Raw genomic sequence first — 13,189 nt, 5'->3', positions numbered from 1 at the left:
GATAGTTTACGAGATCTCAGACAAGCGATTGGAGGAATGGGAAGATGGAAGTGAAATTGGTAGTGGATTATGATGCTTATGAGAATGGTCAAACCATGGCCAAGTCTATTGAGGAACTGGCTGCCAAGCCGGAGAGCGCACAAATTACGGACCTAATCATTGGAGATTGGGGCGGCGCCTATGAAAATTCACCAGATGATTTTATACCGGTGTTAGTGAAGCTTAAAGATCAATTTCCGAAAGTACGCAAGCTGTTTATTGGTGATATGGAATATGACGAGTGTGAGGTGTCATGGATTAACCAAACGAATCTCTCCCCGTTGTTAGAAGCGTTTCCAAAGCTTGAATCTTTATATATTAAAGGAAGCCAGGATCTGAGCTTGGAACCCCTTCGCCATGATCATCTTCAGGAATTGGTTATTATTTGTGGCGGTCTGCCTGTGAGTGTTCTTCAGCAAATACGTAATGCAGAACTGCCTGAACTGCGCAAGCTGGAGCTGTATTTGGGTGTCGAGGACTATGGTTTTGACGGTAAACTGGAAGATATTTTACCGTTTTTGGACAGCAATCCTTTTCCAAAACTTACATACTTGGGACTCAAGGACAGTGAAATACAGGATGAAATTGCAATTGCTGCCGCTAACGCCCCAGTGATTGGACAACTGGAAGTGCTGGATCTCTCACAAGGTACATTGTCTGATCAAGGTGCAGAAGCATTGCTGGCTTGTGAAAGTATAAAAGGACTGAAGCATCTGGATTTGAGCTATCATTATATGTCTAGTGAGATGATGGAACGCTGGAAAAAGTCAGGTTTATCTGTAAACGTAGAGGATCAACAAGAAGCAGATGAAGAAGACGATTGGCGCTATCCATCGCTGACTGAATAAACTGTTCCAATGAATTTCTATAGCAGATAGATTTTAAAATTAAAAAGAGTTAAAGTGAGGCGGCTCTATGGTGATGATGTGGGACAGAAATGTCAATGAGCCGTTTATCTTGTTCGGTAATCCGGGGAATCGCCGAACTACGGGACTGCAGGAGGCACGAACCAGATTAAAGCTTCCGTCCGCTTTGGAGATTTCCTATATGGATGTGCTTGGAGCCATCCGAGAAAAGCACAGTCTCGGCGAACTGATGGTCAGGATATCCGCACAAGCTGTACAAGATAGCGTGAATGGCAGTGTCCATGTACAAGAGAGCATAAGACAATTGCTGGCAGGGGGGGTGGACAACGGTCCGCTACTCCGCCTGGATGCACCGGGCGAAAATTTTCAGGTAGAGCGGGAGTTGATTGCTCTGGGCGCCTCGGATGCCGAGGGAGACGATTCACTGTTGCCATGGCCGGAATGGGCACATGACACAGGTATACTGGCGGCAGAAGCGCGCCGATTACAAGAGCAGCATGGTCGCATTTGGCACCCGGCACAATGGTTCCAGGGCTATTGCCGTCTGCTGGCTTGGCTGCGCCATGAAGTTGAGCGGCTCTGGCCCTCGTCGCGCTGGATGAACGATCCTGCAGAAATAGCCGTCATGTTTGACAAACGGCGTTGTAGTGCTGTATTAAACCAGGCAGACATCAGGGTTCCGCCTGTGCTTACTGCTTCAGGTGCTGCCTTTCGTGATGCCGTCGATCTGCATACCGCTATGAAAGAGAGTGGATTTCACCGCGTATTTGTGAAAATATTTTGCGGATCAGGTGCTTCTGGTGTCATGGCTTATCAGGTACATCCCAAGACGCATGCAGAGCTGGCGGTAACTACGATTGGAACAGAGATCATCCATGGACAGCGCGTTTATTATAATGCCGGGCGATTGCGTCGTTATACAGACAAGCAGAACATTCATGCCATCCTTAACTGGTTATGTGTGGAAGGAGTACATGTGGAACGCTGGATTCCCAAAGCGACCCTGAATGGACGTGTTTATGATGTGCGTCAACTTGTGTGTGGCTCAGAAGCTTGTCATGCGGTGTTACGTTTGAGCAACAGCCCCATTACAAATCTGCATTTGCGTAATGAACGACTCTCGCTGATGGATGCGGGACTCCCACAGAGTACGGTGGAATCGGTCCAGCATACTGGAAAAGCCGCTATGAGGGCTTTTCCAGCGTCCATGGTTGCTGGATTGGACGTGCTCGTTCCGGCTCACGGGGGTCGTCCCTATGTATTGGATGTTAATCCATTTGGTGATTTACTGTACCGGGTGGAACATCAGGGTTGGAACTCATATGAATGGGAAATGCTGTACCTTGCTAATAAGAGCGCAGTTTTGGAAAGGAAATACAGATAATGATTGACATGAATCAAATTGTCGGCTCTCATGATATTGTTATGATTACGCTGGATACCCTGCGATATGATGTAGCCAAGCTGGAAGAAGAAAACTGTCCGAATTTGTGCGGCTCCGGGTCATGGGAAAAGCGCCATACACCGGGGAGCTTTACGTATGCTGCACACCATGCTTTTTTTGGCGGATTTTTGCCGACTCCGGCAAATACGGATAAGTCTTCGCATATCAGGTTGTTTCACACCAAGGATACGGGACTGCGCACGCATCCACATACCTGGCTGTTCGATGCTCCGGATATTGTGTCTGGGCTGGAGAACGAGGGCTATCGGACCATCTGTATCGGCGGCGTTATTTTTTTCACGAAGAAGAACAAGCTGGCAAAGGTGCTGCCCGGGTATTTTCAAGAGAGCTACTGGCGCATGAACTTTGGCGTCACCAACCCCCGTTCAACGGAGCATCAGGTGAATCATGCTCTGAAATTGCTGGAGAAGACAGACCCCGCTCAGCGCTTGTTTTTATTTCTAAATGTATCAGCGATCCACGGGCCTAATCATTATTTTGTAAAGGGCACTTCAAAGGATTCAGTAGAGTCTCAACGAGCGGCTTTGCGATATGTGGATGGTGAGCTTGGACGCTTGTTTGATGCTTTGCGGAAGCGGGGCAAGACGTTTTGCATGGCTTTTTCCGACCATGGTACAGCTTATGGGGAAGACGGCTACGAGGGGCATCGCCTGGCGCATGAGGTAGTGTGGAATGTGCCTTACCGCGAATTTATACTGTAGGACAAAAAGAAACGTAGTCTGTACTGTTAAATTATAAAGAAACCAAACCAGCGCGAGAAAGGAGCAGAAATGAAAGCTATGAATCTGAATCACCTGCACCCAACGAGCGCAGCCAACCAGACTTCTCCGGAAATAGACACAAATTTAGTGAATTCGAGATTTCAGTGGCCGGATACTCCTGTTGAATGGGCACGCACGATCCGAGAAGCTCCCTATCGCTCCTATCTATACTCTTACCCGCACAAAACGGCCTATCGTTCGTTTGATACACCGCTCTCATTGCAGGAATTGTGGGAGAAAGAAGAGTTAGAAAGCTATTTTTTGTATATGCATATACCGTTTTGCGCAGCTCGCTGTGGATTTTGTAACCTGTTCACTTTGCCAGACAAGCGTCAGGATGTGCACAAGGAGTATGTAGATGCGCTAGAAAGACAAGCACGACAATGGGCACCCATTATGGGCGGTCGGCCTTTTTCGCGTTTTGCGGTTGGCGGAGGTACACCGACCTTGTTGGAGGCTCCTTTGGTGGAGCGTTTATTTGACATTGCGGAAAATATTATGGGATTGGACCCTAAGCGAGCCTCTATTTCAGTTGAAACCTCTCCCGACACTGTAACCGAGGATAGACTGGAAGTGCTCAAGCGCCGCGGTACGGATCGTATCAGCATGGGAATCCAGAGCTTTGTGGAATCAGAAAGTGCGGCCATATACCGACCTCAAAAGCCCAAGCTTGTTAGAGAAGCGCTTGAGCGGCTGGTAGAATACAATTTTCCTTTGCTTAACGTGGATCTGATCTATGGCCTGCCTGGCCAAACGGTGGAAACCTGGCTGTATTCTCTTGAGGAAGCTCTGTCTTATTCGCCAGGTGAGATCTTTCTTTACCCGTTATATATTCGGGAAAATACGATTTTAAAGCCGGGTTATACCGGGCTGGATCATGATATTCGCCTTAGCTTGTATGAAGTAGCCCGCGAACGCCTCAAGCAGGCAGGATATGTACAATATTCCATGCGCCGTTTTGCTAAAGACGAGGGTATATCCAGCAAGCAGCTTCTACCCTACAGTTGCCAGGAGGAGGGCATGGCTGGACTGGGGTGTGGTGCGCGCTCTTATACACGCAATGTACACTATGCCAGCCGGTATGGCGTCAGTGCAGCAGCAACACGCAGTATTATCGCAGATTATGTTGCAGCAGAGCGTCATGATCTGGCTGATTACGGCTTTATTTTAGATGAGGATGAGCGTAAGCGGCGCTTTATCCTGAAGGCGCTTCTTCATCGGGAAGGGCTGGAGCTATGTGCCTATGCGGAGCGCTTCGGTGTATCCTTGGTGGACGATTTTACAGGAATGTCGTTGCTACTGGAATCGGGTATGGCTGTGGTTGAGGAGGAGACGCTTCGACTTACGGAGGAAGGAATGGCCTATTCTGACGCGATTGGAGACTGGATGATCTCGACGTCAGTACGTGAGCGTATGGAAGGATATGTAGGCGCATGAGAGCGACCTTATATTATCGTGGTTCATTGACCTCATGCAACTATGCTTGCCCTTACTGCCCATTCAGTAAAAACGTCGATAGTCGGGAAACGTTGAACAAGGATCGGGTGCAGTTGGAGCGTTTTGCTGATTGGGTACGAGAGCAGGGCGCTTTGGGACATCAGCTCTCCATTTTTTTTAATCCGTATGGAGAAGCCTTGATCCATTCCTGGTATCGTAAGACCATGATTGAGTTCTCCCATATGGCGCATGTGGAAAAAGTGGCCGTACAGACAAACCTATCGGCTAAGCTGGATTGGACAAAAGAGCTCAATCCAGAGACGGCTGCGCTGTGGGCTACATATCATCCTGGAGAAACCAAAGAGCAAGCTTTTATATCGCAGGCGATGAAGCTATATGAACTTGGCATTTCCTATAGTGTCGGTACAGTTGGATTGAAACAGGCATTTCCGGCTATTCGTTCCTTGCGGACGCAACTTCCAAAGGAAGTATATATGTGGGTCAACGCCTACAAGGATCGACCACAATATTATACGGATGCCGAGGTTGCCGAATTAACGGCGATAGATCCCTACTTCCAGTGGAATTTAAAGGATTACAGTAGTCAAGGGCGAGCATGTCGCGCGGGAGAAGATGTGTTTTACATCCAAGGTGACGGACGAGTAAAACACTGTTATCAGGACCGACGCGTGATTGGCCACCTGTACAGAGACGGTCTGGAGGGGCTGAGCGCCCAGCGTCCGTGCCGGATGAAAAAATGCGGCTGCTATATCGGTTATATCCATATGGAAGAGCAGCCGTTTCGGGAAATGTACGGTAGCGGTTTGCTGGAAAGGGTGCCGCATACAGCCTTGACGGTCTATTAGGGAGAAAAGAGTAAAAAAAGAACCGCCCTTGCCACCAGGCAAAGAGCGGTTCTTCTGTTTTTAAATAAGTTTGTACGATTGTCCTATCCATTTAATTAAGTTTGGACGATAGCGGTAATCTCTTCATCCAAATCTAATCTAACCTGCTCGCGATAGGCACGAATATTGTATTCGGAATGAAGATATCTCAGAATAGCTTCAATCATATTGGCTTCCACCAGATATTGACTGCGTCCCTGGACATGAACCTCGGCTGTATAGCCTGTATCTTCATCCCAGCTTAGCTCCACAACCACATCAGTGGGCTGTACGCCCTTGCGTTCAGCCATATGCAGGCAAATGGCATTGACAATCTCATCCATACTCAAAATCATAGCTTAGTAACGTCCTCCACGAGAATCATCGGGTCTGCGGCGATTTTTGATAGCTCGGTAGATACCTACACCCACCATAATCAGGACATAAATTGCTAGAACGTTAACGGCCAGACCAAGCAAGCTACCCAATGCACCCATGTTGCCGAACAATCCGCCGAAGAGCATACCTGCCAAGCCGCCCAGCATCATACCTTTGAGGAATCCGCCGCCACCGCCGAGGAATCCACCAGTTCTGCTTGTGTTGCCCGTAGCTGCACTAGATTTAGTTCCACTATCAGACTTATTGATGCCGCTGCTATCACTCGTCTTGCTTGGTGTAGATTGGTATGTTTTTGGTCCGGATTTAAATCCGCCACCACGCCTTGCATCAGCTGTAGACGGTGCGATCATAGCAATGAGTAGGGTGAAAGCCATCATCAGCATCATCATATTTTTCAAAGTAAAAGTCTTTTTCATGTAAAAAAAATCCCCCTTAGTAATTTGTGCTATAGGTTAGGTCAAACAACTGCTTACCTGTAATACGATATAACATGGAAAAGGGTTTCAAAGAATTTTAAATTCTAAAAAATTAAACGATAACGTACATAAGTCCTGTACACGGATTGATAAAATCATTCAGCTTTTATGGCAAACGGATTAGTGTCCGCTCTAACATCACCGGCAAGCAGCATGCGCAAAACCAATTGGCACCATTCTAGGCCTGCTTTGGCATTCATAAGTCCTTTTTGCACTAAAATATAGTCACCAAAGTTTTTGCTGCCAAAGTGCAAATTTTCTGCGGGGATGTTGTTCAAAATATCCTCCAGATGCTGAATTTTCTGAATAAAATAACGTTTCCGTTCTTCCAGCATACGATTGGCGCTCGTTTTGTCCGTCAACCAAAGGCAGAATAAGCGAAGGCTTAATTCATCCCGTGTAACCGGAGCAGCTAACGCTTCCTGAGACCATTGCTGCAGCATATGGATACCCTTGTCGGTAATGGTATACATTTTTTTATCAGGCTTGTCGGACTGTTGAATCCATCGGGAGGCGAGCAGTTCCTTGCTCTCCATACGGGCCAAAAGCGGATAGATCTGACTGTGTTTGGCTTGCCAAAAAGGCTGAATACGCAGCATCAGATCATAGCCGGAGGATTCCTCTCTGGCGAGAAGTCCCAACAGACCATACGATAGTAAATTCATATATCTTATCTCCTTCATCCATCAAAGTAACAGTTGTAACAGCTCTGCGGCAGGTAATCTGCAGTTCCATAAAAAGTGTACACTGAAACTGTATGGTTTGACAACTTTCACACCAGTCGTTCACAGGTTAGCCAAAATTGGCTGGGGTCATTCGGGATGTATATGTGCTTTTTTTCATAGAAACAGGGTAGTTTAAGCACGTATATACGCGCCTGAACTACCCTGATAACTTTTGCGGATAAAGATTCTGTTTACTAGTTATTCCCGTCAACAACAAGGGTTAACGCGCCTGTATCCGGATGAATTACCATACCATGAACGGGCGTATTGGGAGGGAGAAGGGGGTGGTTTTTAATAAGCTTCACTGTAGTCTGTACCCCTTCTTCAATGTTGTCAAAACCCTTCAACCATTTATTCAGCTTAATACCTGAATTTTCTAATGTACTTAGCACTTCCTGCGAAATTCCGCGTTCCAGCATTTCATTAACCATGTGATCAGCATTTAGTGCAGCCATGCCGCATTCATAATGACCTACAACGAGTACTTCGTCTGCTCCCAGCTCATATAAAGCGACTAGCACACTCCGCATTACACTTCCAAAAGGCTGTGAAATAATTGCACCCGCATTTTTGATAATTTTGACATCCCCGTTACGCAGGTTCATGGCTTTGGGGAGCAATTCCGTTAGCCGCGTATCCATACAGGTTATGATGACCATTTTTTTGTTAGGGAACTTGCCCGTTCTATAGGCCTCGTATTCTTTGTTTTCTACGAAAACACGATTGTACTCTAAAATTTCTTGGATGTGATCCACGATAGTTCCCTCCAGATTCTAAAATAATTTAATATGTACTGCCCAACGTGATCCAGGTATTAGGAGTTGGTCGTACATGTTGTGTGTTGATTATACTTTTTAATATAAGTATCATCAAGTATAGGTAGTTGTAAAGTTTTAACCATTTTAAGTTAAAGAGGTGACCCTAATTATGGAGCAACAGACGTTGGATCAATGGACGGCTTTAAAGGAAATCTCACACAAAATCAGCGGTTATGGCGAAGCAGTCGGCTTGCTGCACTGGGATTTACGGACAGGCGCTCCACGCAAGGGCGTTGACATTCGGTCCGAAACGTTGGGCATGCTGTCCACGGAAATGTTCAAGCTGATGATCTCAGATGAAATGGGACAGCTGCTGCAATTTTTTGCCGCAGAAGACAAGCTGGAGCAACTAGAGGACAATGACCGCAGATTGGTAGAGGAATGTCGCAAAAATTATGACTTGAACCGTTTGGTTCCAGCAGACCGCTACCGGGAGTATAGCGTTTTGGCGGCTCAGGCAGAAAGCAAGTGGGAGGAAGCAAAGGAACACAGCGACTTTGCCGGATTCGAACCGTACTTGTCTAAAATCGTAGACATGAAGCGTGAGTTTATTGGCTATTGGGGTGTTAAGGATACAGAGTACGACACGCTTTTGGATCAATATGAGCCAGGGATGACGGTTGAAAAGCTGGATGCTGTCTTTGATCGACTTAAAAAGCGCCTTGTGCCCCTATTGTCTAAAATTCAGGCATCACCCCATCAGCCGGATAAGAGCTTTTTAGACGGTGTATTTGATGTGAAGCAGCAGGAAAAGTTCAGTCTGTTTATTTTAGGGCAGATGGGTTATGACTTTGACGCAGGTCGTTTGGATGAGAGTGTGCATCCTTTTGCGACAGGATTAAATCCAGGTGATGTACGTATAACAACACACTATTTGCAAGATGATGTAACCAGTGCTATTTTCAGCTCATTGCATGAAGGAGGGCATGCGCTGTACGAACAAAATATTGCTCCTGAACTGGCAGGATCACTACTGTCCGGAGGAACCTCTATGGGGATTCATGAATCCCAGTCCCGCTTGTGGGAAAATAAAATTGGACGTAGTCGTGCTTTCTGGGATCGGTACTACAATGATCTGCAAAAGCATTTTCCTGATCGTTTGGCGAAGGTTACAGCAGAGCAATTTTACCGGGCAGTCAACCGTGTGGAAAATTCATTGATTCGGATTGAGGCGGATGAGCTGACATATAACTTACATATCATCGTCCGCTATGAGATTGAAAAAATGCTGTTTAATGAAAAGCTAGACGTTAAACGCCTCCCTGAGGTGTGGAATGCTAAATATAAAGAATACCTGGGGCTTCTTCCACCGAATGATGGACTGGGCGTACTCCAAGATGTTCACTGGTCCGGTGGCGATTTTGGTTATTTTGCTTCTTATTCGCTTGGCAACATGTATGCAGCGCAAATTTTTGCGACTTTGCGCAAAGAGCTGCCGAATCTGGATGAGTTCATTGCTGCTGGGAAGCTGGAGCCGATCAAGCAATGGCTGACTGAACGGATTTATCGTTACGGCAAGAGCCGGACGCCATCTGAGTTGATTGTAGCGATTACCGGTGAGGATCTGAACCCTGATTATCTTGCTGATTATCTGGAAGAAAAATATACATCCATATACAAGCTGTGATTTGGAAATTCTCATATCATTGCATACAAAACCCCGCATTCTTAGGCAAATGCGGGGTTTTTGTATGCGATTAACCATTATATTGACAGCCGCATAACAATATATGAAGCCAACGATGCAAAGGTGGGGAGGGAACAAGGATGAAATACGGCGCTCGTTACAAAGCGGTGGTAGCTGCGGCACTACTCGGATTACTGTTGCTCAGTGGGTGTGCCCCCAAAGGGGAGCAGACGATTGAGATCAGGCTTGGCGAGGTAGCCCGTACGGTCTTTTATGCGCCGCAGTATGTAGCCTTGAGCCAGGGGATGTTTGCTCAGGAGGGACTGGATGTCCAACTGGCTACAATCCCTGGGGGAGACAAGGCGATGACGGCGTTATTGTCCAATCAGGCGGATATCGCGCTGATTGGCGCGGAAACATCTATTTATGTGTATCAGCAAGGAGCAGAGGACCCTGTCATTAATTTCGCCCAGCTGACACAGACGGACGGGACCTTTTTGTTTGCTCGGCAAGCCCAGGATCGTTTTGACTGGGAAAATCTGAAACAACAAAGCTTTTTGGGACAACGCAAGGGCGGAATGCCACAGATGTCACTCGAATTTACGCTTCGCAAGCACGGCATTGATCCTCATAAGGATCTGAAGCTAATTCAAAATATTGATTTTGCCAATGTTGCCTCTGCTTTTGGCTCAGGTACAGGGGAATACGTGCAGCTGTTTGAACCACAGGCCTCTATTTTTGAAAAGGAAGGACGGGGACGGGTCGTTGCTTCCATTGGTGTAGAGAGTGGCGAGTTGCCGTATACGGTATATATGGCGAAGCAAAGCTATTTAAAACAAAATAGCGAGGCCGCTCAGAAATTTACAAATGCCATATATCGGGCACAGCAGTGGATTGCTTCGCATTCCCCTGAACAGATTGCTGAAGCGATTACACCTTATTTTAAAGATACAGAATTAGCTGTTTTGACAAGTAGTATCAAGCGCTACAAGGAACAGAGCACCTATGCAACGAACCCGATAATTGAGGAAAAGGAATGGAAGAACTTACAGGATGTTATGGCTTCGGCAGGTGAGCTAAAAAGCCCTGTTGCCCTAGATAAGCTGGTAAACCCAAGCTTTGCAAAGCAGGCGATCTCCTCCAACTCTATCGGGAATACTAAGACAGATGTGAAAAAGAGCACAACTGAAGCGACGGATACAGCTGTCGATGCTGGAGGTTCGCCATGATGGAGGAACGGAGTGGTCTCACTGTGGATGTGACGAGCCCGATGGTGAGAATGGAGCAAGTGACACATGTATACGTAACAGATCAGGAAGCTTCACTGGCGGTTGAGAAGATCGATTTTTCCGTAAATACAGGGGAGTTTGTCAGTTTGGTTGGTCCAAGCGGCTGCGGCAAAACGACGATCCTGTCTATGATCGCTGGGCTGCTGCGTCCAGCGGCAGGTCAAGTTATGCTGCAAGGTCAGCCAGTAAATGGCCCGAGCCCTGAGGTCGGTTACATGTTGCAGCAGGATTATCTTTTCCCGTGGCGGACGATCATGGATAACGCATTGTTAGGTCTGGAACTGAGCAACAGCGTAGATGAAGCTGCGCGTGAACGAACGCGATTATTGCTGGAAGGCATGGGTCTGGGTGGAAAGGAGCATTTGCATCCATCCCAGTTGTCTGGAGGAATGCGTCAGCGTGTGGCACTGGTACGGACGCTGGCGACGAACCCGGGACTGCTGCTGCTGGATGAGCCGTTCTCCGCGCTGGATTATCAAACCAAGCTACAGCTGGAGGACCTCGTTGTGCAAACCTTGCGCGAACGAAGGAAAACGGCGATTTTAGTCACGCACGATTTGGCCGAGGCCATTGCAGTCAGTGATCGGGTTATAGTGATGGGGCGAAATCCTGGTCATATCCGGCGCACCTTCGAAATTCCGGATTCCATTCGGGAAGCGCAGCCTTTTTATGCACGCGAACAGCCGGGCTTTAATGAGCTATTTCATGAAATATGGGGGGAACTGGAGGCTTCGGGAGCAAAGGAGTGATTTAACGTATGAAGAACGAAGCTGATCAGCCTGAGCAACGTTGGATTCAAGGACTGCATCAGGCGTATTTGCGTAACAGGCGTATGAAACAGTGGTTAGTAACAGGTGTGCAGATAGCTATTTTGCTGCTTTTATTTGTATTGTGGGAAATTGCAGGTCGTTTGAAGTGGATTGATGTATTGTTGTTTAGCTATCCTAGCAAAATTTTCACTCAGATGGGCAAGGATGCGGTCAGCGGGGAATTATGGGGACATGTAGGTGTCACTGTTGGAGAAACGATGGCAGGTTTTTTGCTCGGCACACTGCTCGGCACATTGCTGGCGGTACTTATCTGGTGGTCGCCTTTTTTATCGAGGGTGCTTGATCCATATATGGTTGTGTTTAACAGTATGCCCAAGGTAGCGCTGGGACCTATTTTTATCGTCATGTTTGGGGCTGGTTTTACCGCGATTCTGATGACAACCCTCTCCATTACGGTTATCATTACGACACTTGTGGTATACAACAGTTTTCAGGAAGTCGACCCCAATTTGGTCAAAGTGGTGCGCACGTTTGGAGGAACACGCCGGGATACGTTTCAAAAGGTGATTTTGCCCGCCTCCTTTCCCGCAATTGTCTCTACGCTGAAAGTTAATGTCGGCATGGCATGGGTTGGCGTGATTGTTGGTGAATTTTTGGTTGCTAAAAACGGTTTAGGTTATTTGATCATTTATGGTTTTCAGGTGTTCAATTTCACACTGGTCATGTCTAGTCTGTTGATCATTGCTGTCGTAGCTACATTGATGTATCAGGCAGTTGTGTATGTGGAGCACCGCTTGCTTTCAGGTCGCCCTCATCGGTAATTATTAAATTTCTGAATATTTGTGCAAAACGTGAAAATAAAGTACCATGAAAATGAAATACTTAATATTTATGAAAATGAGAAAACAGATTTCATCTAGAGGGGACAGAATTTTTTCATGGGCTTTCGTACGATTAAAACGGCTATTGCCGCATTAATGGCCGTACTTATTGCGGAGGGGGTAGGCATTCATGGAGCCACCTCGGCAGGACTTTTAGCAATTTTGGGGGTGGATGTCACACGCAAGAGAAGTCTCCGTACCATTTCGGCGAGATTTTTTGCATCCGTCGTGGGACTTCTTTTTGCTTGTGTTTTGTTTGTAGTCTTCGGATTCCATGATTGGGTACTTGCATTATATATTTTAACGGCGTTTCCGGTCATTGTACGGGTGGGCTTTAAGGAAGGCATCGTCACAGGTTCAGTCGTGGTTTTCCGAGTTTTCAGCGGCGGTGTAATTGATATGGAAGTACTGCTGACCCAACTGGCTCTGCTGGTGATTGGATTGGGTTCTGCGATGGTTGTCAATTTAGCTTATATGCCGCGTTCTGATAATACAATGCAACAAATCAGGCAGGAAGTGGACCGAACATTTTCGGTTATATTCAGAAATATGGCCAATACACTGCGTAATCCGGCATACATATGGGATGGCAAGGAAGTGATTGAAGCGGACAGCGTGATCAGCCAAGGGGTCACCGAGGCGGGGCGGTCATTGGAAAATCAGATGATTCGTCCCCAAGAGAGCTGGAATGTGTATTTTTATATGCGCAAAGAACAGCTGGATTCGATTCAAAACATGATGCAGTTGATCTC

At 46.9% G+C, this 13,189-nt stretch carries 14 protein-coding genes; 10 read left to right on the top strand and 4 right to left on the bottom strand.

From position 1 onward, the window contains the following. Positions 1 to 44: 44 nt before the first annotated feature. The 5 genes from AC5V8P_RS05915 (at position 45) to AC5V8P_RS05895 (ending at position 5,434) form a co-directional block, all read left to right on the top strand. Positions 45 to 887, top strand: coding sequence for an STM4015 family protein (locus AC5V8P_RS05915; RefSeq protein WP_064796469.1), 843 nt, complete (start codon positions 45 to 47; stop codon positions 885 to 887). 67 nt (positions 888 to 954) lie between these two features. Further along, the gene (locus AC5V8P_RS05910) at positions 955 to 2,289 is read left to right on the top strand and encodes an STM4014 family protein (protein ID WP_064796470.1); all 1,335 of its coding nucleotides are present in this window, start codon (positions 955 to 957) and stop codon (positions 2,287 to 2,289) included. Next, the gene (locus AC5V8P_RS05905) at positions 2,289 to 3,071 is read left to right on the top strand and encodes an STM4013/SEN3800 family hydrolase (RefSeq protein ID WP_064796471.1); all 783 of its coding nucleotides are present in this window, start codon (positions 2,289 to 2,291) and stop codon (positions 3,069 to 3,071) included. The genes AC5V8P_RS05910 and AC5V8P_RS05905 overlap by 1 nt, the downstream gene beginning before the upstream one ends. Before the next feature lie 69 nt (positions 3,072 to 3,140). Further along, on the top strand, positions 3,141 to 4,568 hold the full coding sequence (locus AC5V8P_RS05900; protein WP_064796472.1) for an STM4012 family radical SAM protein: 1,428 nt from the start codon (positions 3,141 to 3,143) through the stop codon (positions 4,566 to 4,568). Beyond that, on the top strand, positions 4,565 to 5,434 hold the full coding sequence (locus AC5V8P_RS05895; RefSeq protein WP_064796473.1) for an STM4011 family radical SAM protein: 870 nt from the start codon (positions 4,565 to 4,567) through the stop codon (positions 5,432 to 5,434). Before AC5V8P_RS05900 ends, AC5V8P_RS05895 begins: the two co-directional genes overlap by 4 nt. Positions 5,435 to 5,529: 95 nt before the next feature. On the opposite strand, the gene AC5V8P_RS05890 is transcribed toward AC5V8P_RS05895, so the two are convergent. The 4 genes from AC5V8P_RS05890 to AC5V8P_RS05875 form a co-directional block, all read right to left on the bottom strand. Further along, a complete protein-coding gene (locus tag AC5V8P_RS05890) occupies positions 5,530 to 5,808 on the bottom strand; it encodes a YxcD family protein (RefSeq protein ID WP_017427605.1) in 279 nt (92 codons plus the stop codon). A gap of 3 nt (positions 5,809 to 5,811) precedes the next feature. Then, positions 5,812 to 6,267, bottom strand: a complete 456-nt coding sequence (locus AC5V8P_RS05885; RefSeq protein WP_063213389.1) for a hypothetical protein — start codon at positions 6,265 to 6,267, stop codon at positions 5,812 to 5,814. 155 nt (positions 6,268 to 6,422) lie between these two features. After that, positions 6,423 to 6,992 carry a PadR family transcriptional regulator gene (locus AC5V8P_RS05880; protein ID WP_063213388.1) on the bottom strand — a complete coding sequence of 190 codons (570 nt, stop codon included), beginning with the start codon at positions 6,990 to 6,992 and terminating at the stop codon, positions 6,423 to 6,425. A gap of 254 nt (positions 6,993 to 7,246) precedes the next feature. After that, the gene (locus tag AC5V8P_RS05875; RefSeq protein WP_064796474.1) at positions 7,247 to 7,807 is read right to left on the bottom strand and encodes a beta-class carbonic anhydrase; all 561 of its coding nucleotides are present in this window, start codon (positions 7,805 to 7,807) and stop codon (positions 7,247 to 7,249) included. 172 nt (positions 7,808 to 7,979) lie between these two features. Here AC5V8P_RS05875 and AC5V8P_RS05870 point away from each other — a divergent pair, with 172 nt between their 5' ends. The 5 genes from AC5V8P_RS05870 to AC5V8P_RS05850 form a co-directional block, all read left to right on the top strand. Further along, the gene (locus AC5V8P_RS05870; RefSeq protein ID WP_064796475.1) at positions 7,980 to 9,497 is read left to right on the top strand and encodes a carboxypeptidase M32; all 1,518 of its coding nucleotides are present in this window, start codon (positions 7,980 to 7,982) and stop codon (positions 9,495 to 9,497) included. A 140-nt stretch (positions 9,498 to 9,637) separates the two neighbouring features. Next, complete coding sequence (locus AC5V8P_RS05865; protein WP_064796476.1) at positions 9,638 to 10,726, top strand: ABC transporter substrate-binding protein; 1,089 nt, start codon at positions 9,638 to 9,640, stop codon at positions 10,724 to 10,726. Beyond that, positions 10,723 to 11,535 carry an ABC transporter ATP-binding protein gene (locus tag AC5V8P_RS05860; RefSeq protein ID WP_064796477.1) on the top strand — a complete coding sequence of 271 codons (813 nt, stop codon included), beginning with the start codon at positions 10,723 to 10,725 and terminating at the stop codon, positions 11,533 to 11,535. The genes AC5V8P_RS05865 and AC5V8P_RS05860 overlap by 4 nt, the downstream gene beginning before the upstream one ends. An 8-nt stretch (positions 11,536 to 11,543) precedes the next feature. After that, on the top strand, positions 11,544 to 12,377 hold the full coding sequence (locus tag AC5V8P_RS05855; protein WP_064796478.1) for an ABC transporter permease: 834 nt from the start codon (positions 11,544 to 11,546) through the stop codon (positions 12,375 to 12,377). Positions 12,378 to 12,494: 117 nt separating this feature from the next. Continuing rightward, on the top strand, positions 12,495 to 13,189 hold a 695-nt coding region (locus AC5V8P_RS05850; RefSeq protein ID WP_495473576.1), incomplete at its 3' end, for an aromatic acid exporter family protein.

This window comes from Paenibacillus sp. N119s, assembly GCF_059447605.1.
This window is presented reverse-complemented; position numbering and strand designations above follow the sequence as displayed.